The 22,623-nt window shown below is 56.8% G+C and carries 20 protein-coding genes; 5 read left to right on the top strand and 15 right to left on the bottom strand.

What is annotated here, in order from left to right; genetic code table 11:
* Positions 1-123: 123 nt before the first annotated feature.
* From pflA to adhE, 3 genes are all read right to left on the bottom strand, one after another.
* Positions 124-861 carry a pyruvate formate-lyase-activating protein gene (pflA, locus tag QWJ34_RS07040; protein ID WP_302726414.1) on the bottom strand — a complete coding sequence of 246 codons (738 nt, stop codon included), beginning with the start codon at positions 859-861 and terminating at the stop codon, positions 124-126.
* Between the two features lie 111 nt (positions 862-972).
* A complete protein-coding gene (gene pflB / locus QWJ34_RS07035; protein ID WP_302726412.1) occupies positions 973-3,237 on the bottom strand; it encodes a formate C-acetyltransferase in 2,265 nt (754 codons plus the stop codon).
* Positions 3,238-3,685: 448 nt separating this feature from the next.
* Positions 3,686-6,301, bottom strand: coding sequence for a bifunctional acetaldehyde-CoA/alcohol dehydrogenase (gene adhE, locus QWJ34_RS07030; protein WP_302726410.1), 2,616 nt, complete (start codon positions 6,299-6,301; stop codon positions 3,686-3,688).
* A 590-nt stretch (positions 6,302-6,891) separates the two neighbouring features.
* Between adhE and QWJ34_RS07025 the strand changes: the two genes are divergently transcribed.
* Positions 6,892-7,608, top strand: coding sequence for a Crp/Fnr family transcriptional regulator (locus tag QWJ34_RS07025; protein ID WP_302726409.1), 717 nt, complete (start codon positions 6,892-6,894; stop codon positions 7,606-7,608).
* A 45-nt stretch (positions 7,609-7,653) separates the two neighbouring features.
* Here QWJ34_RS07025 and QWJ34_RS07020 read toward each other — a convergent pair whose 3' ends face one another.
* From QWJ34_RS07020 to QWJ34_RS06985, 8 genes are all read right to left on the bottom strand, one after another.
* Positions 7,654-8,400, bottom strand: coding sequence for a hypothetical protein (locus QWJ34_RS07020; RefSeq protein ID WP_302726408.1), 747 nt, complete (start codon positions 8,398-8,400; stop codon positions 7,654-7,656).
* A 179-nt stretch (positions 8,401-8,579) separates the two neighbouring features.
* Positions 8,580-8,909, bottom strand: a complete 330-nt coding sequence (locus tag QWJ34_RS07015; protein WP_302726406.1) for a winged helix-turn-helix transcriptional regulator — start codon at positions 8,907-8,909, stop codon at positions 8,580-8,582.
* 95 nt (positions 8,910-9,004) lie between these two features.
* Entirely contained in the window at positions 9,005-9,688 is a 684-nt protein-coding gene (locus tag QWJ34_RS07010) for a uracil-DNA glycosylase (RefSeq protein ID WP_302726405.1), read from the bottom strand.
* Positions 9,689-9,961: 273 nt separating this feature from the next.
* Positions 9,962-10,693, bottom strand: coding sequence for a ThuA domain-containing protein (locus QWJ34_RS07005; protein ID WP_302726404.1), 732 nt, complete (start codon positions 10,691-10,693; stop codon positions 9,962-9,964).
* A gap of 51 nt (positions 10,694-10,744) precedes the next feature.
* The gene (locus QWJ34_RS07000; RefSeq protein WP_302726402.1) at positions 10,745-11,713 is read right to left on the bottom strand and encodes a sugar phosphate isomerase/epimerase family protein; all 969 of its coding nucleotides are present in this window, start codon (positions 11,711-11,713) and stop codon (positions 10,745-10,747) included.
* A gap of 357 nt (positions 11,714-12,070) precedes the next feature.
* Positions 12,071-13,153 (bottom strand): Gfo/Idh/MocA family protein, encoded by a 1,083-nt coding sequence (locus QWJ34_RS06995; protein ID WP_302726400.1) that lies wholly within the window; start codon positions 13,151-13,153, stop codon positions 12,071-12,073.
* 2 nt (positions 13,154-13,155) lie between these two features.
* Entirely contained in the window at positions 13,156-13,917 is a 762-nt protein-coding gene (locus QWJ34_RS06990) for a sugar phosphate isomerase/epimerase family protein (RefSeq protein WP_302726398.1), read from the bottom strand.
* Positions 13,918-13,941: 24 nt separating this feature from the next.
* Complete coding sequence (locus QWJ34_RS06985) at positions 13,942-15,033, bottom strand: Gfo/Idh/MocA family protein (RefSeq protein ID WP_302726397.1); 1,092 nt, start codon at positions 15,031-15,033, stop codon at positions 13,942-13,944.
* Positions 15,034-15,214: 181 nt separating this feature from the next.
* Between QWJ34_RS06985 and QWJ34_RS06980 the strand changes: the two genes are divergently transcribed.
* The gene (locus QWJ34_RS06980; RefSeq protein ID WP_302726396.1) at positions 15,215-16,036 is read left to right on the top strand and encodes an AraC family transcriptional regulator; all 822 of its coding nucleotides are present in this window, start codon (positions 15,215-15,217) and stop codon (positions 16,034-16,036) included.
* Positions 16,037-16,120: 84 nt separating this feature from the next.
* Here the strand turns inward: QWJ34_RS06980 and QWJ34_RS06975 are convergent, their stop codons facing one another.
* Together QWJ34_RS06975 and QWJ34_RS06970 are read right to left on the bottom strand one after the other, a co-directional pair.
* Positions 16,121-16,501: a hypothetical protein gene (locus tag QWJ34_RS06975; RefSeq protein WP_302726394.1), complete on the bottom strand. Its 381-nt coding sequence runs from the start codon at positions 16,499-16,501 to the stop codon at positions 16,121-16,123.
* 36 nt (positions 16,502-16,537) lie between these two features.
* A complete protein-coding gene (locus QWJ34_RS06970) occupies positions 16,538-17,509 on the bottom strand; it encodes a Gfo/Idh/MocA family protein (RefSeq protein ID WP_302726393.1) in 972 nt (323 codons plus the stop codon).
* A 282-nt stretch (positions 17,510-17,791) separates the two neighbouring features.
* Between QWJ34_RS06970 and msrA the strand changes: the two genes are divergently transcribed.
* A complete protein-coding gene (gene msrA, locus QWJ34_RS06965; RefSeq protein WP_302726392.1) occupies positions 17,792-18,766 on the top strand; it encodes a peptide-methionine (S)-S-oxide reductase MsrA in 975 nt (324 codons plus the stop codon).
* 110 nt (positions 18,767-18,876) lie between these two features.
* Here msrA and QWJ34_RS06960 read toward each other — a convergent pair whose 3' ends face one another.
* Positions 18,877-19,410: an NADPH-dependent FMN reductase gene (locus tag QWJ34_RS06960; RefSeq protein WP_302726391.1), complete on the bottom strand. Its 534-nt coding sequence runs from the start codon at positions 19,408-19,410 to the stop codon at positions 18,877-18,879.
* A 236-nt stretch (positions 19,411-19,646) separates the two neighbouring features.
* Here QWJ34_RS06960 and QWJ34_RS06955 point away from each other — a divergent pair, with 236 nt between their 5' ends.
* A complete protein-coding gene (locus QWJ34_RS06955) occupies positions 19,647-20,912 on the top strand; it encodes an MFS transporter (RefSeq protein WP_302726390.1) in 1,266 nt (421 codons plus the stop codon).
* Between the two features lie 125 nt (positions 20,913-21,037).
* Positions 21,038-21,514, top strand: a complete 477-nt coding sequence (locus QWJ34_RS06950; RefSeq protein WP_302726389.1) for a DUF2188 domain-containing protein — start codon at positions 21,038-21,040, stop codon at positions 21,512-21,514.
* A 273-nt stretch (positions 21,515-21,787) separates the two neighbouring features.
* On the opposite strand, the gene QWJ34_RS06945 is transcribed toward QWJ34_RS06950, so the two are convergent.
* Positions 21,788-22,480, bottom strand: a complete 693-nt coding sequence (locus tag QWJ34_RS06945; protein WP_302726387.1) for a YitT family protein — start codon at positions 22,478-22,480, stop codon at positions 21,788-21,790.
* Positions 22,481-22,623: the final 143 nt, after the last annotated feature.

The following is a 22,623-nucleotide window of genomic DNA, read 5'->3' as shown; positions in this document are numbered from 1 at the left end:
GTTTCTGCACATTCATAAAAAAACCGCCCCTCCCTGTCGGGAAGGCCGGCGGTCCAATCTTTCTTTTATTCAATTAATTTAAATGTGCATATTCTCAATTTGAACCAATACGGCCGCAAAACCTTATACGGTCTGCATGTTGCGCCCTTCTTCAATCAGCTTGTAAGCACGCTGTACTTCGTCGTCCGCCGGCGAAGGCACGCCTTCGAGCGGATATTCGCGGCCGAGTTCTTTCCATTTATAAATGCCCATCTGGTGATAGGGAAGAATTTCGAATTTCTCGACGCCCTGCAGTGTGGCGATAAAGCACCCCAGCCCGCGCAGATCGTCTTCCTGATCGTGAATGCCCGGTACGTATACGTGGCGAATCCACATTTTCTTGCCGTGTTCGGACAGCCATTTGGCGGTGCGCAGTGTTTGTTCGTTGCTTACGCCGGTCAGCACTTTATGCTTGGCGTTGTCGATATGCTTGATATCGAGCAGCACCAGATCGGTTACATCCATCAGATCGTGCAGCTTTTCCGCGTTGTTGAAGCCGTTGCTGTCGAGCGTCGTATGCAGATTCCACCGTTTCTTGACTTCGCGGAAGATTTCGGCCACGAAACCCGCTTGCAGAGTCGGTTCGCCGCCCGAAATCGTCAGCCCGCCGCCGGAAGAGCGATAGTAGTTCAGATAAGGTTCGATCTCCGCCAGCACTTCGTCCACGGTCATTTCTTTGCCGCCGTCGAAGTTCCAGGTATCGGGGTTATGGCAGTACTGGCATTTCATCAGACAGCCTTGCAAAAAAAGAACGAAGCGGATTCCCGGACCGTCCACGGTCCCGAAAGTTTCCAGCGAATGTACGCGTCCTTTGTGACTCATCTCTCGTCACCCTTTCAATAATGACGGCGCTCGCGTGCCGCGAGCGCCGTATGTTTGATTATTTATAGAACAGTGGGTTAGGTCCGAAGAATTGGGCTTCGGCCTGCTGTCTTACATGTTCGAGTGGAACGTACGGTTGATAACGTCCAGCTGTTGTTCGCGGCTCAGCTTGATGAAGTTAACGGCATAACCCGATACGCGGATCGTCAGCTGCGGATAGTTTTCCGGATGATCCATCGCGTCGATCAGCTGTTCGCGGTCGAACACGTTGACGTTCAAGTGGTGCGCATGGCTGCCGAAGTATCCGTCCAGCATCGCAACCAGGTTCGATTTGCGTGTTTCTTCTTCTTTGCCCAGTGCTTTCGGCACGATCGAGAACGTGTTCGAAATACCGTCGAGGCTGTGTTCGTAAGGCAGTTTGGCAACGGAGCTCAGGGAAGCCAGCGCGCCTTTTTTGTCGCGGCCGTGCATCGGGTTCGCACCCGGTGCGAAAGGTTCGCCCGCTTTGCGTCCGTCCGGAGTCGTACCGGTTTTCTTACCATATACGACGTTGGAAGTGATTGTCAATACCGATTGAGTCGGTACGGAATCGCGGTACGTTTTGTGTTTGCGGATCATGCCCATGAATTTCTCGACCAGGCCGACCGCAATTTGGTCGACGCGATCGTCGTTGTTGCCGTAGCAAGGGAATTCGCCTTCGATTTCGAAGTCGACCGCAATGCCTCTTTCGTCGCGGATCGGTTTAACTTTGGCGTATTTGATCGCGCTCAGCGAGTCGGCGGCTACCGACAGACCGGCGATGCCGCAGGCCATCGTGCGCAGGATGTCGCGGTCGTGCAGCGCCATCTCGATGCGTTCGTAGCTGTATTTGTCGTGCATATAGTGAATGATGTTCAGCGCATCCAGGTATACTTTGGACAGCCATTCCATCATCGGTTCGTAGCGGGTCATCAACTCGTCGTAGTCGAGATATTCGGAAGTGATCGCCGGGAATTCCGGACCGACCTGCTCGCCGGATTTCTCGTCTTTACCGCCGTTGATCGCGTACAGCATCGTTTTGGCCAGGTTGGCGCGGGCGCCGAAGAACTGCATTTGTTTACCGATGCGCATTGCGGATACGCAGCATGCGATACCGTAATCGTCGCCGTAGATCGGACGCATCAGATCGTCGTTTTCATACTGGATCGAACTGGTTTCGATCGAGACTTTGGCACAGTACTTTTTGAAGCTTTCCGGCATTTGTTCCGACCACAGAACGGTCAGGTTCGGTTCCGGCGCGGGTCCCAGGTTGTACAGGGTATGCAGGAAGCGGAAGCTGCTCTTCGTTACGCGAGTCGCTCCGTCCACCGCCATGCCGCCGATCGATTCCGTTACCCATGTAGGGTCGCCGCTGAACAGTTCGTTGTAATCCGGCGTGCGCAGGAATTTGACGATGCGCAGTTTCATAACGAAATGGTCGACCAGTTCTTGAGCCGTTTCTTCGGTCAGCGTACCTTCTTGCAGGTCGCGCTGTACGTAGATGTCGAGGAACGACGATACGCGTCCGAGCGACATTGCCGCGCCGTTTTGTTCTTTGACGGCTGCCAGGTAACCGAAGTATACCCATTGGAACGCTTCTTTCGCGTTTTGCGCCGGTTTGGAAATATCCATGCCGTGCATATTGGCCATTTTCTTCAATTCGCCCAGTGCGCGGAACTGTTCGGAGATTTCTTCGCGCTGACGAATCGTGGCTTCGTCCATGCCGTCGCCGATCGTTTCGGCGTGTTCCCGTTGTTTTTGTTTCATCAGGAAGTCTACGCCGTACAGCGCTACGCGGCGGTAGTCGCCGATGATGCGACCGCGGCCGTAAGCGTCCGGCAGACCCGTTACGATACCCGATTTGCGGGCCGCTCTGATCTCAGGCGTGTAAGCGTCGAATACGCCCTGGTTGTGCGTTTTGCGAATGTTGGTGAATGTTTCGATGATCGAATCCGGTACTTCGAATCCGTAAGCTTTACATGCGTCGATCACCATGCGGATACCGCCGTAAGGCTGAATCGCGCGTTTGAAAGGAGCGTCGGTTTGTACGCCGACGATTTGTTCTTTATCTTTATCCAGGTAACCTGCGCCGTGGGAAGTGATCGATCCCGGCGTGTTGACGTCTACGTCCCACACGCCGCCTCTTTCTCTTTCTTCCTTCGACAGCTGGGATACGATTTTCCAAAGGTCGTTTGTATTTTGCGTAGGGCCGGCCAGGAATTCTTCGTTGCCTGTGTAAGGCGCGATGTTTTCATCGATGAAGTTTTTCGTGTCGACGTGATTTGTCCATTTTCCCGCTTTAAAACCTCTCCATGCTTCTCCGTTTGCGCCTTTGATTTCTTTTTCGATAACCGACATTTGTGATTACCTCCATTTGTATGTTTTACTCGAGGCTGCGGATTCAGAGAGGCTGTCCGCATCCTCTTAGTCGATCCCTGTATAGTGGAAGGCTTTAAGCGACCAACCAAGTGAAAAATATCACATTTATCGTTAGGTCAATGCCAATTGGTGCAGCGGTCCGACCCTCGATGTGTTTGGGATCTTTCATGTCCTTATTATGCCTCGATCGCCGCTCAGTTACTGTGAGGTTTATCACACTTATCGGCTTTTAGGCTCTTTTTTTATGATTTATATCACTTTTAGAGCCGTTTTCAGAATAACACATCTTTTCATGACTGTTTTTCATTTCTTACAAGCAAGCTGCCGATCGTATTTGACGGGCAAAAAGAAACGCGCCCTGCGGATTCGGGCGCGTTTCTTCTATATAATAATGAATCGGAGTGGTGGGTTTGTTCAATCGGCGGGTTTACTCTTCGAATCTGCCGTAGAAGGCATCGCGGTAAACGTCGGCCAGTTCGGTCACGAGCGGCAGTTTAGGGTTGGCTGTCGTGCACTGATCTTCAAATGCGCGGTCAGCCAGGTAATCGACGCGCGATTCGAACTGTTTCGCGTCGAAGCCCAGTTCCTGGAACGTTTCCGGGATGCCCAGTTTGCGGTTCATGTCGCGGATCGCGTTAACCAGGCTCTTCACGCCTTCTTCCGTCGTTCTGGCCGGCAGGCCCAGGATGCGGGCGATTTCGGCGTAGCGTTCGTCGGCGATAAAGTGCGAGTATTTCGGGAACGAAGCGAACTTCGTCGGTTTCTTCGCATTGTAGCGGATTACGTGCGGCATCAAGATCGCGTTGGTACGGCCGTGAGCGGTGTGGTACTCGCCGCCCCATTTGTGCGCAAGGCTGTGGTTGATGCCCAGGAACGCGTTGGCGAACGCCATGCCTGCAAGCGTCGAAGCGTTGTGCATTTTTTCACGGGCCAGTTTATCGCCGGTCAGCGCGGATTTCTCCAGGTTGGCGAAGACCAGTTGGATCGCTTTGATCGCCAGGCCGTCCGTGTAGTCGCTCGCCATAACCGATACGTAAGCTTCGATCGCGTGGGTCAGCACGTCCATGCCGGTGTCGGCTACCGCTACTTTAGGCAGCGAGTATACGAATTCCGGATCGACGATCGCCACGTCCGGCGTCAGCTCGTAATCGGCCAGCGGATATTTGGTATTGCCGTTTTCCTTGTCGGTGATAACCGCGAACGAAGTGACTTCCGAACCTGTACCCGAAGTTGTCGGGATGGCGACGAATTTCGCTCTTTTGCCCAGACGAGGGTATTTGTAGATCCGTTTGCGGATATCCATGAATTTTTGTTTCAGGTTGTTGAAGTCGGTATCCGGATATTCGTAGAACAGCCACATGCCTTTCGCGGCGTCCATCGGCGATCCTCCGCCCAGCGCGATGATGCAGTCCGGCTGGAAGCGTTCCATCATGGCGCGTCCGCGTTCGACGGTCGTTGTCGACGGATCGGGTTCCACTTCGGAGAAGACTTCGATCGCGACGGGAGCCTGGCGCTGGCGCAGATAGTGCTGAACTCTTTCGACGTAACCGAGCTGTACCATCATCGGGTCGGTAATGATTGCGACGCGGGTGATATCCGGCATTTTGGCCAGGTACTGCGTTGCGTTTTTCTCGAAATAGATCTTGTCCGGCACTTTGAACCATTGCATATTCACGGTACGGCGAGCCACCCTTTTCACATTGATCAGGTTTACTGCGGTTACGTTCGACGAAGTCGAGTTGCGGCCGTAAGATCCGCAGCCCAGTGTCAGCGACGGCAGGTTCGTGTTGTAGATATCGCCGATGGCGCCGTGCGTCGAAGGCGAGTTCACGATAATCCGGCCGGTTTGCAGGCGGTTGGCGAAGCGTTGAATCACCGCATCGTCGTTCGAGTGGATCGCCGACGAGTGTCCCATGCCGCCGAATTCGACGATTTCCGCTGCGCGGGCGATGCCTTCGTCGGCTGTTTTCACTTTGTAGCAGGCCAGAAGCGGGCTGAGTTTTTCGGCGGACAGCGGGAACTTGGTGCCTACGCCTTCGATTTCGGCAACCAGGATCTTGGTCGTTGCCGGTACGGTGATGCCGGCCATTTCCGCGATCTTCACAGCCGATTGTCCGACGATCGCCGGGTTGACCGCGCATTTTTCCACGTTCATCGCGCTTGGCGTCAGCTTGGCAATTTCATCTTTATTCAGGAAGTAACATCCGTTTGCAATCATTTTCTTTTTGACCCGATCAAAAATCGGTTCTTCGATGATAACCGCCTGCTCGGATGCGCAGATCATGCCGTTGTCGAACGATTTGGACAGGATCAGGTCGGTTACGGCCTGGTCGATATCCGCCGTTTTCTCGATAAAGGCCGGTACGTTGCCGGGGCCTACGCCGAGAGCCGGTTTGCCGCAGCTGTATGCCGCGCGGACCATTGCTCCGCCGCCGGTTGCCAGGATCAGCGCTACGTCGGGATGGTTCATCAGGATGTTCGTTTTGTCCATCGAAGGTTTGTCGATCCATTGAATGCAGCCTTCAGGAGCGCCGGCTTTGACAGCCGCTTCGTGCAAAATTCTTGCCGCTTCCGAACTACAGTATTGCGCCGAAGGGTGGAAACCGAATATAATAGGGTTACGTGTTTTAATCGAAATCAGTGCTTTGAACATAGTTGTGGAAGTCGGGTTGGTTACCGGCGTGATCCCCATCACGATACCGACCGGTTCCGCAATCTTCTGGAAGCTGTCATACTCATTGTCTTCAATAACGCCTACCGTTTTATCATTCTTGATGCTGTGATAGATGTATTCCGTTGCGAAGAGATTTTTTGTAATCTTGTCTTCGTACACGCCGCGTTTGGTTTCTTCAATCGCGATCTTGGCGAGATACATGTGCTTGTCCAGGCCGGCCAGGGCCATCGCTTGCACAACGGTATCGATTTGTTGTTGGTCCATTTGCATGAACGCTTCCTGCGCTTTTTTCGCGTTATCGATCAGCTTTTGAATGTCTTGTTCGGCGGTTGGTTCAACAGTACGGGCGGCTTCATTTTTCACTGCCATTTCCCTCATCCTCCTCAAGATGTTTGCGTTGTTTTCTCTACGCCACAAATCATAGCACACCTTTTCCGGCTTGGGAAGTGAAAATTTTCACAAAATAAATTCCGGATGTTTTTTCGCTTTTCGATTTCCCCGTTTTCGTTTTTATCTTCATTAATGGCCTGTCTTTCTCCGCTAAAATGCCGCCGCGAACTTTTTTCCCTTTTCCCGTTTTTTCCCTGCTTCAGCTTTGCGCCGCCCTTTTCCCGATGCCCGCTTTGGCGTTTTTGGCGTCGTGCAACTTCCCCCCAGTCCCCCTGTTTTACGCTGCCGATTTTTTGATTGCCGCATGCAGTGCTTCTTAAAAAAACCGCAGTTTGCGGAACTTAAAAATTTATTCAAAAATTTTCGCAATATCAATTGACAAAAACTCTCTTATCCTTCATGATGAGTTTATAAAGTGAAAAAAGTCACAATGTTTGCAGATTCGCCACTTTTTTTATCGGCGGACTCCCCAAAAACTTGAAATATTCAGTTATAATTAATTTAAATTTGATTAACGAAAATGAGTTGTAAATTTGCAGTGCGCGTTTGCGAAAAAGGAGATGCTAACTATGAGCCAGTACCATCAAGCCACCGATCATCGGGGAAACACCGGCTGCTTTTCCGATCAGAATATGAAGCGTCTGGAAGTCGTGATGAAAGACCGTCACATTCCGGAGGGCTCGCATTTGTTCTGGGAAGGAGATCTGGCCGACAAACTGTATTATATCAAGCGCGGCCGGGTTAAACTGACGAAATCGACGGATGAAGGCAAAGAGCTCATTTTGTACATGTACCAGTCGGACGACATGGTCGGACAGGCGGATCCTTTTTTCAGCACCAAGCACAGCTTCACGGCCGAGGTGATCGAAGACACCGAAGTGGGCGTTATCGAACACAAGGACCTGGAAGTACTGATCTGCCAGCACTGCGATTTCGCAATCGACTTTATGAAGTGGATGGGCATCCATCACCGGTTGACCCAGACTAAATTCCGCGACCTGATGATGTACGGCAAACCGGGCGCGCTCTGCTCCACCCTGATTCGCCTGGGCAATACTTACGGCGAGAAGCACGGCGACACAACGCTGATCAACAAAAAGATCACGCACACCGACCTGTCGAACATGATCGGCGCAACGCGCGAAAGCGTCAACCGCATGCTCAGCGACCTGCGCAAAAAAGGAGCGGTCGAATACGAGAACGGGATGATCGTGATTACCGACCTCGGCATGCTCCAGGAAGTCTGCCACTGCGAATTGTGCCCGAACGAAATCTGCCGGATCTGACGATCCGGCGGATTTTTTTGCTTCTATTCGGTTTTCGTTTCGCGGTCAGAATCGTTCCAGCGCCAGCTCCACATAATCCCCGGGCTGCAGCGGCATATCGAAGCCCGCTTCCTGATTGAGTTCCTTGCCGTTGACTTTGAGCACCCAGCGTTCTCGGGGCTTGGTCATATAGCTGTCTTTCGACTTCGCGTCCACCCGCACCTGACTGATCGCGCGGTCGTTCTCGGACATGGTGACCAGACCGCTTTCTTTGAGCACATTGCGAACGGTCGTGCCTTCCGTATAAGCGTGCGCGTACGAGCCGCCCAGCGCCGGATTCAATTCGCCGCCGCTGATCAGCAGCGTATTCTGCGGCTCGTCGGAGCTTCCGGGAGCTTCGATCGCCAGCAGAATCTCGTCGCCCGGCTGAATGCGGGAGCTGAAGTCGCTTTCTTCGACTTCTTTGCCGTTGCGCTTGACCGACCAGACCAGCTCGGAATGAAGCTCGGTATCGTCGACGGCCGCAATGCGTCCTTCGTTGTCGAACCGCACGATTTCGCTGCGCTCCAGCGCGTCCCGAACCGTATCTTCGGGCCGATAGGTGCTGACCAGCGAACGGTTCTCGTTCGGCATATAGATTCCGCCGTCGACCACAAGCCGGAAATTGTTGCTTTCATCCGAATCGGCCGCCGTATTCGCTCCGGGCGCAGGCTGGCGCAGCAGCAGGATCGCGCCCGCAATCGCCGCAACCAGCAGGATCGCCGCCGCGTACAGCAGGATCCGCCGGTCCGGCAGTCTGATTGTTTTTCGCATCCGTTTTCCTTCCTCCCAGGCGAGGATCTGCGCCCGCTTCCGCCGAACGCGGCTGGCCGGACGCTTGCTGTAACCTCATTAAGTCTCATTGTAGCAAAAGCAAGCCTACTTTCTCAAACCGGAAATACCGACGCAAAAAAAGAACCCTTTCTCAACGAAAGGGTTCCTGCGGCAAAAGATCAATCGACCCAACATTCCGCCCATTCCTGAATCTGCTGCATGACCGGCTGAAGCGCGCGGCCCTTCTCCGTCAGTTCGTATTCGATACGCACGGGAGTTTCCGGGTATACATGGCGCACCAGTATGCCTTCGCTCTCCAGATCCTTCATCCGTTCCGACAGCATCTTGTCGCTCATCATCGGAATCTGATTGGAAATGTCTTTAAAGCGTTTCGGCCCGCTCATCAACGTCTGAATAATCAGACCGTTCCAGCGTTTGCCCAGAAACGAAAATGCGCTCTCGAAACGGGGGCAAAGCTTCACGGGGATTTCGTTTTTTTGCTCTATCATAGATGATCACCTCTTAGAAGATTCCCTCTGAAGAGAAACTTACATTTTGTTAGTTTATTTCATATTAACATACTTCCAAGAAAAAGAAAATGCTTTTACGAATTATTTTTCGAAGCCAGAAAGGCTTTGAGCTTCTCCAGATCCTTGTCGATCACCGTCTCCAGCGATCGGTTGTAGATCACGGCTGCCGGATGATACAGCGGAAAAATCGAATAACTCTTCTCGCCGAACGTATAACCGGAACTCGAATCCGTCGAATCTTCAAGCTGCAGGATCGGCCCTTCGATCACTCTGCCGTGCAGGGAAGAAATCGTCTCGTGGCTGCCGATCAGCCGATGCAGCCCGATATTGCCGAGCGGAACGATAACCTTCGGCCTTACTGCCGCGATCTCGGCATCCAGTATCGCGGCATGCGCCAGCACTTCGTTCTTGGTCGGCGTACGGTTCGAACGGCTGATGCGCGGCGCCGGCGTTCCCTGCGTGCCGGCCACCACCTTGTCCTTGAAGGGGCGGCTGCGCACGGCGCTGGTGATATAGATATCCCGGCGCGTCAGCCCAAGCTTCTCCAGATAGGCTTCAAGCACCTTGCCCGCCTGCCCGGTAAAAGGCCGGCCTTCCACAATCTCCGTCGCGCCCGGCGCTTCGCCGACAAACATGATCGTTGCGGGAATCGCGCCCTGGCCGAGCAAAAATCCTTCCAGATCTCTTCCTTCCGACCTGTGCAGACACTCTTTGATGACTTCTTCAGCCACCGGAGCGCTGCCGAATTCCACCTCCATCGCCATCCCCCTTTCTTGGGGCGTATTTTTCAAATTCGTGCTTTCGGAATTTGAAAATCCGACCCTTACCGCTCCTTGTACGGGAGCGGTATTGGAACTATTTTACCCCAAAAAGCATAAAGCGCCAACAAAAAGAAAGCGGGGTACGTTAATTTTGTTAACGCTTTCTTTTTAAACGAACAAAAGCCGCGTTCTCGCGGGAGAGCGAAAACGCGGCTTTTCCGATGGATCAAAGTCCGGCCGGCGGCGCCGGCCGGGCGTTCGTCGTACGAGTCAGACGAGTTCCGGAGCGGTGAGCGGACGGAGCGGACGCGCGTTGCCGTAAACCGGCTTGGCCGCCCTCGACGGATACGCCCAGCGCACCGAGTTGGAAATCACGCGGATGATATCCGGGTTGTAGTAGGTCGGATACGTCTCGTGGCCCGGGCGGAAATAGAAGATCTTGCCGGAACCGCGGCGGAACGTGCAGCCGCTGCGGAACACTTCGCCGCCCGAGAAGTTGCTGATAAAAACGATCTCGTCCGGCGTCGGGATGTCGAAGAATTCTCCGTACATCTCTTCGTGCTCCAGGATAATGTTCTCGCCGATTCCTTCGACGATCGGGTGCGACGGGTTGACCGCCCACATGATCTCCTGCTCGCCTTCTTCGCGCCATTTGAGGTCGCAGCCCGTACCCATCAGTTTTTTGAACGGTTTCGAGAAGTGGCCCGAGTGGAGAACGATCAGTCCCATGCCTTCGCGGACGCGCTGCGCCACCGCTTCGGCAATCGAATCGTCCACGAGTTCGTGCGCCATATGACCCCACCAGATCATGACGTCGGTGTTATCCAGTACGTCGCGAGTCAGGCCGTGATCGTCTTCTTCGAGCGTGCAGGTGCGAATGGCAAATCCTTCGGGCGCCAGCGCCCGTTCGAGCTGTTTATGAATTCCGTCCGGATAAACGGCTTTGACTGCTTCTTCTCTGCGTTCATGCACGAATTCGTTCCAGATGGTTACGTTGATCATCGGTTTATATCCCCTTATTTGGCTGAGTAAATAATTAGGCCGGTTGGTTGGTTATACCCACCACATTTCTCCGGCGGGTTCTTCGATAATGATCTGCTGAAGATTGCGGACGGCTTTGCTGAATCCTTCGTCGACGGACATCAATCCGTCTTCGTGTTCGATGCTGACGACGTAATCGTAATCCTGCAGTCTCAGCTCGCTGATCATATCGGACCAGATCTTCATCTCGTGGCCGTAGCCGACGCTGCGGAAGTTCCAGGCCCGGTCCTGCATCAGCGTGTAGGACTGCATATCGGTCAGGCCGTGCATATTGACGTTATTCTGGTCGATCGTGATGTCCTTGGCATGGAAATGGTGGATGGCTCCGGCGCGTCCGAGAATGCGGATCGCCTGTACCGGATCGATGCCCTGCCACCACATATGGCTCGGGTCGAGATTGACGCCGACCGCTTCGCAGGTCGCTTCGCGCAGACGCAGCAGCGTCGCCGGCGTGTGCGCCGAGAAACCGCCGTGCAGCTCGATGCCGACTTTGACGCCGTGATCGGCCGCGAAGTTTCCGGCTTCTTTCCAATACGGAATGACTTTGTTCTCCCACTGCCACTTCAAGATATCCTGGTAATCGTTCGGCCACGGAGCGACCGGCCAGTTCGGATACTTTGCATCCTCGTGGTCGCCCGGACAGCCGGAGAATGTATTGACGACAGGCACTTCCAGCCGCTGCGCCAGTTCGACCGTACGCAGGAACACGTCGTGATCGGCTTTGGCCAGCGCTTTTTGCGGGTGCAGCGGGTTGCCGTGGCAGCTCAGCGCGCTGATGATGAGTCCGCGCGAGTCCACCGCTTTTTTGAACGCGTCAAGCTTCGACTTGTCGGCCAGCAGTTCTTCCGGGTTGCAGTGCACATTGCCCGGATTGCCGCCTGTGCCGATCTCTACCGCCTTGAGCCCTTTTTCCGCAACGTAATCGAGCGATTCTTCGAATCCCCGTTCGTTGAACAGTACCATGAATACTCCAAGCTTCACTAACCGAACCTCCCTGGTTATTATATCCGTATTTTTAGATAAATCTGAATAGGAAAGAGGTGCGAAAAACCCCCATTTTTCGACGAAATTAGCGACTAGCGGATGGTACCATTCTTAGGTCGTGTTTGAAAACTCAACGACGTGCATCTTTTACCGCCTTTTCGCCCTCCAATGAACCGAACCGTACCTAAAGCGTGTACGCTTCATTCAACGAATGAACCGTACCAGAAGCGTACACGCTTCATTCGCCGACGGCGTCACTTTCTCTTGACGTGCCCCGGCACGACTGCGAAAAAGTTCCTTGTTGAGAACGAAAATTCGGCAAAATCTGCTTCCTTCGGAGTTTTCAAACACGCCCTAGTCGAAGTAAACCGCTTTGCCCGTTTTCGCGGATTCGTAGATCGCTTCGAGAATCTGCGTCACGACAAGAGCTTGTTCCGGTTTGACAAGCGGCTCTTTGTCTTCGAGGATCGCTTCGAGCCACTGTCTGGCTTCGCGGTCTTCGGCGTTCTCGGAACCGCCGTCGTAGAACGCGACGCCGCCGGAGCCGAAGTCGACTTTGGTTTCGATCAGACGGCTGCGGTCCTCGCCGTTGATGTGCAGGCCGTCCGCCATGTCGGCGCCGCCTTCGGTGCCGCAGAGCAGCGTCTGGGCTTCGCCGAATTTACGCACGTTGAGCGCCCAGCTGGATTCGAGCACGATCGTCGCGCCGTTCTCCATCTTGATGAAGCCGAACGCGGAGTCTTCGACTTTGAACTGCTCCGGGTCCCACGGGCCGAACGCGTTGGCGGCGTTCTCGCGGTCGCCCAGCTTGTGGAACGTCGAGCCCATAACGCTCTTCGGTTTGTAATTATCCATCAGCCAGAGAGTCAGGTCAAGCGCATGGGTGCCGATATCGATCAGCGGGCCCCCGCCCTGCTTTTCTTCGTCGAGGAATACGCCCCAGGTCGGCACGGCGCGGCGGCGCAGCGCGATCGCTTTGCCGAAGTAAATATCTCCGAGCTCGCCTTTTTCACACATGTCTTTCAGGTGCAGGCTGTCGTCGCGGAACCGGTTCTGGTAAGCGATCGACAATTTTTTGCCCGTGCGCTCCGCCGCTTCGATCATGCTGCGGGCTTCTTCGGTCGTTTTGGCCATCGGCTTTTCGCACAGCACGTGCTTGCCGGCTTCCAGCGCCGCGATCGCGATTTCCGCGTGCGAATCGTTCGGCGTACAGACGTGGATGACTTCGATGCTTTCGTCTTTCAGCAGTTCTTTGTAATCCGTATAGACTTTTGCGCCTTCGGCTCCGTACTGCTCGGACGCCTCACGGGCGCGGGACTCCACAAGATCGCAGAATGCGACAAGTACGGCTTTATCCTGTTTGGACAGAGCGGGGAGGTGCTTGCCGTTGGCAATTCCTCCGCACCCGATTACGGCGACGTTTAGCGTGTTGGACATTCTTATTTGTCTCCTTCTGCTGCATATTTTTCGATCCATTGCATGCTGGTGGCGATACTTTCCAGCGGCTTGCCGCCGGCGCAGTAATCCTGTTCGACGACGATCCACTCGACTCCGGCTTCGACCGCGGCGTCCGCAATCGCTTTGAGGTCCACTTCGCCCACGCCCAGCTCGGCGGTAATCGCTTTGCCGTCCGCGTCGCGCGTCATGTCCTTGAGGTGGATGATCGGCAGGCGTCCGGTATACTTCCGAATGTATTCGACCGGATCGTAACCGCCGTAGTAGACCCAGCAGGTATCCATTTCGACTTGAAGGTCTTCGGCCGGAACGGCGTCGTACATCGCGTCGAATACCGGCTTGCCGTCCACTTGTTCCGTCATTTCGAAATCGTGGTTATGATAGAGCAGCACGGCGCCCTGTTCGCGGGCGCGGCGGCCGAGTTCTTGGAGGTTGGCGAAAACTTCTTCCCAGTTGCGGTCTTCTTCCTGCATATAGGGCACGATCAGCTTATCGTTGCCGATCTGCTTGTTGTACGCGATCTCTTCGTCGAGGTGTTCCAGCAGCTGCTTGTAACCCGTGTGCGTGCCGAGCGCTTTGAGGCCCAGTTCGTCCAGGAGCGATTTCACTTCTTCGGCCGGTCGACCGAAGAACGTATGAAACTCGACGCCTTTGTAGCCCAGCCCGGCTACTTTTTCGAGCGTGCCGCGGAAATCTTTCTCCATCTCTTCGCGTACGGTATACAGCTGCAGTCCTACTTTTGCCATTATGCGCTCCACCTTTTCTGCAAATTATAATTTAAGCGAATCGTGTCTTGCGGCGGGAACCTTGTACGAGCTGTCGAGCGTGATATGCCGGCTGTCGGCCGACGACCGCATAAACGCGTGCATCGTTTCGAGCACATGGTAAGCCAGTTCGCCGCTTGCGCGGTGCCGCCGTTCTTCGCGGATACACTTCACCATGTCCTCGACGCCGAGACCGCGTTCGTTGCGCGCGCTCTCGAACACCGGATCGACTTTCTCCCAATTGTCCGAGCCGGCGCGCCGCAGACGCACGTCGCCGCCGAAAAAGTTCGGATCGGGCAGCGACAGCGTGCCGGCCGTGCCGTAGATTTCCATTCGCGGCAGTTCGGTCGCGCCCCGCACGTCGAAGCTCATAATCATCGTGACGATCGGACCGCCGGCGAAATCGAGCGTGCCGGCCAGGTGGGTCGGCGTCTGGACGGAGATCGGCGTGCCCGCTTTGGGACCCGAACCGATAAACCGGTCGGGAATCTGGATGCCCGTCGACGCGCTGACCCGGTGAATCGGGCCGAGCAGATTGACGAGCGCCGTCAGATAATACGGTCCCATGTCGAACATCGGGCCGCCGCCGTAAGCGTAGAAGAATTCGGGATCGGTATGCCAGCCTTCCGGCCCGCCGCCCAGCATGAACGCCGTTCCGGCGACCGGCCGGCCGATCAATCCTTCTTCGATCGCCCGCCGGGCGGTGGTGACGCCCGCGCCCAGGAACGTATCCGGCGCGCAGCCGACCCGCAGATTCCGCTTCTTCGCTTCGTCCAACACGAGATGGGCGTCTTCCAGCGAGACCGCAAGAGGCTTCTCGCCGTAAACGTGCTTGCCCGCTTCGATCGCGGCCAGAGCGACCGCGGCGTGGCTGGCGGGAATCGTCAAATTGATCACAAGCTCGATCGATTCGTCGGCCAGCAGTTCTTCCACCGTGCAAGCGGTTGCAACGCCGAACTCGGCAGCCCTCTCCCGCGCCTTCTCGGGCACGCGGTCCGCAACCGCTGTCACTTCGATCCATTCGCTGGCACCGAGGTTCTGCAAATAAATGGCGCTGATGTTGCCGCATCCGATGATTCCGGTCTTCATGCGTTTCAAGGAACATCACTCCCTGCCATAGGTTGTCGAACTTCGACCGGCCTGAATGTTCTCGGTTCCGGTTATAATGGTTGCTTCGAATTCATGGTATTGCAAATCGTTTTGTATTAAAATGAAGAATATAATCGAAACATGAACAATCTGGTCATTATTTTATTTTTCTTTTCAAGGAGCCGCCGACATGCAGACGACCGAACCTTCCTGCCAGGTTTTCACCGCAGGATTTTCCTTCCATCGATCACCTTTTCACCAGCGGACCGACCGCCTCGGCAGCTACCTGTTTCGCCTGCAAACGGAAGGCACGTCCGAAGCGCTCATCGACGGACGCATCCAGCGCATCGAAGCCGGGGACCTGCTGCTTTACGGGCCGGCCGAAGCTTACGAGTTGAAGATTTTCCCGCCATCGCGTTCGGAAAGCGACGAACGTCCGATGGAAAGCGGCGATTATCATATCTTTTTCGGGGGAGCCTGGATCGACCGCTGGTGGAACGAGCGCCGGCGGCCGACCAAGCTCAGCATTCCGCTCAGCGAAGGGCTGCTCGGCTTGTTCCGCCAGATCGTGATCGAGCAGCGCCGAATTTCCAATCCCGATCCGCGCATTTCGGATTATTATCTGCGGATTCTGTGTCTGGAGACCGACCGCCTGCTCAGCGAGCAGCCGATTTCTTCCGGCAAAACGTTTCTCGCCCACCGCATCAAACAGTATATCGAGGAAAACGCGTCTTCGCTGTTCAAGCTGGAGGACGTGGCCGCCTACGTCGATACGAGCGTTTCGCGCTGCGTGCATCTTTTTAAAGAAACGTTCGATATGAGCATTATGCAGTACGCGCTCGAAGTCCGGCTCGATATGGCGAAGGAACGCATCGTGTTCAGCCCGATGCCGCTTGAGCAGGTCGCCGAGACGTCCGGTTTCGCCAATTATACGTATTTCCACCGGGTGTTCCGCAGCAAATTCGGCATGTCGCCGAAAGAGTTCCGGCATACGCGGCAGGAGAAGATGTAGCGTCGCGGCGGGCCGATTGCTTTTTTCCGTTCAAAAAGAAAACCCGCGCAAGCGCCGATGTCCGGCGTTCGTGCGGGTTTTTGCTTATTTGCGGCGCTTGGCTTTCTCCCGTTCTTCGATCGCTTCGGCCACGACCATGCCCAGATCTTCGTTGCCGAACATCGACAGCACGCCGAGCAGCGTATCATCGGTGATATCGCCGGCTTCTTCTTTGGAGACGACCAGCTTGAGCACCCGCTCCAGGCGCTCGTTGGCAAGCTGTTCGGGATACGCGCTGGCGTACAGTTCCGCGGGGTCGAGATCGTTGTTGACGCACCACTGCGCATACACGAGAATCATCATGTCTTCTTCCTGCCGGTAGACCTCCACGATCTTCTCCTGCGTTTCCTTCTCGATCTCGCGGCGTCCTTCGGCGCTCTCGTAGCGGTCGTAATCCGCGTCCCGGTTGTCATCGTAATCGCTCATCGTTGCCTTCCTCCTTTCTTTCTTCAAAAACTTTTTTCAAAAAGATCGGGCGGCCCTTTCCGCCAGCTCGTGCGATCCCAGCACCAGGTCGGCTCTCACCGTACACCGCTGGGGATCGTCCAGACAGTCCAGAAAATGCTCGACGACGCCTTCGAAGCCCCGGCGCTTGAGCACCGTGTCCCAGCCGCCGAAGCCGCGTTCTTCCGGCCTGCCGCCGGCTGCCGTAAATACGGCCCGCTCCAGATCGTCCACCACCGCCGTCCGGCCGCTGCCGTGCAGCTCCAGCCGTTCGGAATCCCGGCCCGCCGAACGCGTCATCGCATAGCTGCCGGCCGCCCCGCCGAGGCGAAGCGCGCCGAACGCGCCGAGCATCCGCCGCTCACGGTCGGTGTCCAGCGTGTTCGACAGCAGGCGGCTGTCGCCGCCGGACAGCCACAGCAGCAGGTCGAGCATATGAATCAGGTCGTCGTAGACCGTGTCTCTTGCGGACGCGTTCTGAGGCGAAGTCCGGTGTTTGGCCGCATGGACCTGGGCGAAGCCGCCGGCTTCTTCGATCCATGCTTTCGCCTCGACGTACAGCGGGGCGAAGCGGCGATTGAAGCCGGCCGCGAGCAGCAGTCCTTTCTTTTCCGCTTTGGCCGCCATCGCCGCGCTTTCGCCCGGATCGGTAGACAGCGGTTTGTCGGCGTAGACCGGCAGCCCCGCTTCCAGGCACTTTGTCACGATCTCGTAATGCGCCGCCGTCGCGCTGTGCACGAACACCGCGTCCGGCTCCCAGCGAAGCAGATCGCCGAGCTCCGTCGAAGCGTTCGGAATCCGGTACCGCGCCGCCGCTTCGCGAACGCTGCTTTCGCTCCGGCTGACAACGCCGACGATCTCCGCGCGCGGATGACCCGACAGCAGCGGCAAATAAACTTTCCGGGCGATGCCGCCGATTCCGACGAGCGCCACCCTTTTGACGGACTGCGGACTGTTCTCCGCGCCGCCGATCGGTGCCGTACTTTTCATTTCGCTCCCCCGCTTTCCTTTTCGAGTATACGCCGCCCGGCTCTTCTTGGCAAAAGCCGATCGACGGCATCTGTCGCCGATGAAAGTAAGCCGCTTTCTGATTCGGCGGGCGGCGGAACGTTTACTGACGAGTAGAACATTTGCAATTTAATTTACCTTTTATTGAAACGAAAAAACGGGAAACCCTTGGCTTAACCGGTAAAATCGTGTATAATTTAAAGGGTAAGTCAATTAATTGCGCATCAAATAATCGACTCAAATAAATATACGGAGGGATTATCCATGGCCGACTATCCATCTTCCATGACCGAAAAAGCGACGTTTGCGGGAGGCTGCTTCTGGTGTATGGTTACACCGTTCGACGAGCTGCCCGGCATTGTCAAAGTCGTGTCCGGCTACACCGGCGGACACACCGCGAACCCGACTTACAAAGAAGTGTGCTCGGAAACCACGGGTCACGTCGAAGCGGTCCAGATCACCTACAACCCGGACATTTTCCCTTACGACAAACTGCTTGAGCTGTTCTGGCAGCAGGTCGACCCGACCGACGCCGGCGGACAGTTCCACGACCGCGGCTCTTCGTACGAAACGGCGATCTTCTACCATAACGAAGAGCAGCGCATCAAGGCGGAAGCTTCCAAGAAAGCGCTCGGCGAAAGCGGACGCTTCGACAAGCCGATCGTTACGCCGATCCGTCCGGCCGAAACGTTCTACGAAGCCGAAGAGTACCACCAGGATTATCATAAAAAGAACCCTTCCCACTACAAACGGTACAAAAAAGCGTCCGGCCGCGAAGCGTTTATCGAAGAACACTGGAAAAAAACAGTCGATAAAAACGAACTGAAACAGCGCCTGAGCGATATGCAGTACAATGTGACGCAGAACAACGGCACCGAGCCGGCGTTCCACAACGAATTCTGGGATCATCACGGCGAAGGCATCTATGTCGATATCGTCTCCGGCGAACCGCTGTTCAGTTCGCGCGACAAATACGATTCCGGCTGCGGCTGGCCGAGCTTCACCCGGCCGATCCGCGATTACCACGTCAAGGAAAAAACCGACCTGACCCACTTCATGATCCGCACCGAAGTGCGCAGCAAGGAAGCGGACTCCCACCTCGGCCACGTATTCGACGACGGCCCGGGCCCGGACGGCCTGCGCTACTGCATCAATTCCGCGGCGCTGCGCTTCGTGCCGAAAGAAAAGCTTCAAGAAGAAGGCTACGGCGAATACCGGACCCTGTTCGCGCAGGCGTAAGCCGCTGCCGGACGGCCGCTTACAGATTCATATCCGGGATTCCAATCAACACGAAAGAACCTTCACTGCCGCGGAAGCGGCATGAAGGTTCTTTTTTTTCATGTCGAAGCTCAGCCGTAAATGCGCCGGATCAGGTGCACGAACGTATCGACGGCTTTACGGATGCGCAGCTCGGTCGCCTGGTCCAGCGGCTCCCCGTTCTCGCCGAAGTGGCGCTGATCGCCGCCGATCGAGATCCATTCCGGGCAGTTCAGGCCGTGCAGATTGCGCACGATCGCCTGCAGATCGCCGAGCGAAGACACGCCCACCGCTCCGCCGGCGGAGCTGGCGCACAGCACCGGCTTGCCTTCGAAATATTCGCTGTTCAGGAAATCCAGCGCGTTCTTGAGCACGCCCGAGATCGACGAATGGTATTCCGGCGTCGACAGCACGACCGCTCCGGCCGACTTGACCGCCCGGGACAGCTTCAGCACTTCTTCGTGTCCGTAGGCTTCTCCCGGTCCGTACAGCGGAAGCTGGTGCTCGTACAAGCTGAATACTTCGGTTTCGAATCCCTGCTCGTCCAGCAGTTTGGCCAGGTAACGGGTCAATCGCGTACTGCTCGCCTGTTCGCGATTGCTCCCGGCAATAAGGGTCACTTTCATGAATGGGGCTCCTTCCGTTTCCGGTTTTTCATCGAATATCGATAACGCGTCCGCTCTGCGGACCATGGTTTTTATCATAGCAGGAAGTTTCAAATTTGAAAAACCCTTGCCTGCCGGCTGAAGAACGGTTAAACGCGGCGCAGACGGGTAATGGTCGTTAACCGTCCGGCTTTTCGAAGCCTTTTACGGACGCCTTTACTTGACGCAGAACGATTCGAAGCCGAGGAGGAACCATCATGTCGCGGCAAAAAACCAGCTCCCGTTCGCAGCCGAACGCTCCCGACAAGCGCGGCGAAGACCCTGCGGCGCGGCCGCCGCTCGTCCGCTATGTATCGGCGGCCGTGCTGTCGCGCGGCGCCGACGCCGCGGCGGCGGTCGGCTTTGTGCTGCTCGCCGCGCAGAGCGGCGCGGCGCCGTCCGCCGGCGCGCTGATGGCCGCGGCGCTGACGGCGCCGCATGTGCTCGGTCCGCTGTCGGCACGCGCGCTGGACGGCGCGCGCGACAGACGGACGGTGCTTGCCTGCGCCGCCGTGCTGTACGGCGCGCTTATTCTCGCGGCCGCGCTGAGCTTCGGCCGCGTGCCCTTCGCGGTCTCGCTGGCGCTGGCCGCGGCGGCGGGATTCTGCGGGCCGCTGCTGACCGGCGGCCTGAGCAGCATTCTCGCCCCGCTGACGCCGGGGCCCGAACACAAACGCCGCCGCGCCGAGGGCTGGGACGCCCTGACCTACGGCATCGGCGGCACGCTCGGGCCGGCGGCCGTCGCCGGGGCCGCCGCGGTGTTCGGCCCCGGCGCGGCGCTCGCGGGGCTGTCCGCGAGCGCGCTTGCATCCGCCGTTGTTCTGCGGATGCTGCCCGTTCCGCCGCTTGAGCCGCGCGAAGCGGCGCGGGCGAGGGGCGCCGCCGGACGCGAAGCCGGCGTCATGCTGTCGCTGGCGAAGATCGGTCCGCTGCGCCGGACCACGCTGCTGACGATGGCCGCGGCGCTGCCCGGCGGCGCAATCTCCGTGCTGGCCGTCGCCTTCGCCGAGCGGACGGCGGCCGGCGCTGCCGGCGGCGGCTTTCTGGTGACCGCTTTCGGGCTCGGCAATCTGGCCGGCTCGCTGCTGCTGGTGCTGAGGCCGCTGCGCGGCAACCCGGAGAACCGGATGCGCGACTTTACCGCGGCCGCGGCGGTCTGCTTCGCGCTGTGCGCGTTGGCTCCTTCGTACGGCTTCCTGTTCGCGGCGCTGCTGCTGGCCGGGGCGGTCAACGCCCCGCTGATGACGGCCACGCTGGCCGTACGGTCCGCTTATTCGCCGGACGCCATCCGCGCCCAGGCTTTTGCCGCCATGGCCGGACTCAAGACGGCCGCCGGATCGGCGGGCACGGCGATCGCCGGCGCGCTGATCGGCTTCGGGCCGGGCACGCTGTTTCTGGCCGGCGGGCTGACCACCGCCGCCGCGCTCGGCGCAGTGCTGCTCGACCGTTCGCTGAGCGGCCGCGGCGGCTCGCCTGCTGCTTGAAGCGCTCCCGAACCGGGTAGGTAATTAATACACAAGCAGGGGCCGGGCCCGTCTGCCGCTTTACAGAACCAGCGCAGGCCGCGCAGCCCCGAAGCCGCAACCACTATTCAACAGGAGGGATTGTCATGCCCTGGAACAAGCAGGATTATCCGCAGTCCATGAAGAATCTGGATGCCCGCGTGCGCAATAAAGCGATCGAGATCGCCAACGCGCTGCTTGGCGACGGCTACGAAGAAGGCCGGGCGATCGCAATCGCGACTTCGCAGGCGGAAGAATGGGCCGAGAACCATCCGGAGCACGGCGGGAAATCGTCGGGCGGCGATCGCGATTCCAAGTCTTCGCATTTGAAAGACTCGCATTCGCATTCGGGCGGTTCGAATTCGCAAAGCGGCAGCGGCGGGCAGTCGTCCGTGCGCCGCGCGCTGCATGTCGTGCCGCACGAAGACGGCTGGGCGGTAAAAGAAGAGCACAAAGACAAACCGCTGTCGACGCATGACCGCAAAGACGAAGCGCTCAAAGCCGCGCACAAGGAAGCCGACGGCCGCGATGTGCATGTGTTTGTGCACGACGCGGACGGCAAACTGCAATCGTCGTCGAAATAAACGTTCATCAAGCTTATATGATGCCCCGCATTCTCCGGCCGGCGGAACCTCGCGTTTCCGCCGTTTTTTTTATTTTCGTTTTCCCGGAATTCCTGTTTCTCTCGCTGTTTTCGCCTGCTCTCATACGACAAAAAAACCGTTTCGGCTTCCTCCAAAGTCGGAGAAAATCGGAACGGTTTTTTCAAACGCTTGACCGAACGCCGCTCGCTTTGCGGCGGCCGGCAGCCTGTCTCGCTCAAGCGGAGACAAGTCGCCTCATTCGGATCTCAAGTCTTATACTCTATTCAACACCTGTACTTCCGGCGCGGCATGACGTTTCGACGAAGTGAACACATGCGCGATCGATCCGAAACTGCGGCGCAGAATTTGCGGTTCGACCGTCCAGGTAATCACTTTGCCTCCGACGCAAACGGCGGCAACCGTATACAGCGTCTCGGCGAGCGGCAGATACAGAAGCGACAGCAGCAGCACGCACGCATCCATCAGGATGAATACCGTACCGATCTTCAGCCCACTTTTCTCATGCAGCCAGATTGCGGCGCAGTCGTCTCCGCCCGTCGCTCCGCCGCAGCGAAGCACCAGACCTCCTCCGATGCCCGTCAGCACGCCCGACAGCAGAGCCGCCAGCCAGAGCTGTCCGTGCAGATCGAAGTTCAGCGTCGAGAACCGTTCGATGACGGCGTAGAATGCCGTGAACGAGCCCGCGGCCAGCGCCGCCGGTCCCATCCCTCTCCACCCTTTGCGCAGGGCGAACAGCAGCATGAACGGAATATCGAGCAGCAGGATCGTCAGCGCGGGCGGAAGCCCGAACGCATACTCGCCGAGCAGCGAGAGGCCGACAAAACCGCCTTCCGAAAGATGGTTTTGAAAATTAATGTGATAATACGCGAATGCCATTACGAACGTGCCCGTTAAAATCGCGGCCGCCTGCGCGGACCGCTTCATCCTTTTTCCTTTGGTCCTCATACGATGCTCTCCTCGTTTTCGCATTTGTTGTCATCTTCGACAACCGTCTGCGAAGCGGAAAAAAGTATCGCGAGGAGTTCATCCTTCGCATGAATGATACCTTCCTTTCGCAGCGTTTGTCATGTCCGTTAATCCGACAAACT

It is taken from the genome of Saccharibacillus sp. CPCC 101409 (genome assembly GCF_030518235.1).
Classification (GTDB): Bacteria; Bacillota; Bacilli; order Paenibacillales; family Paenibacillaceae; genus Saccharibacillus.
This window is presented reverse-complemented; position numbering and strand designations above follow the sequence as displayed.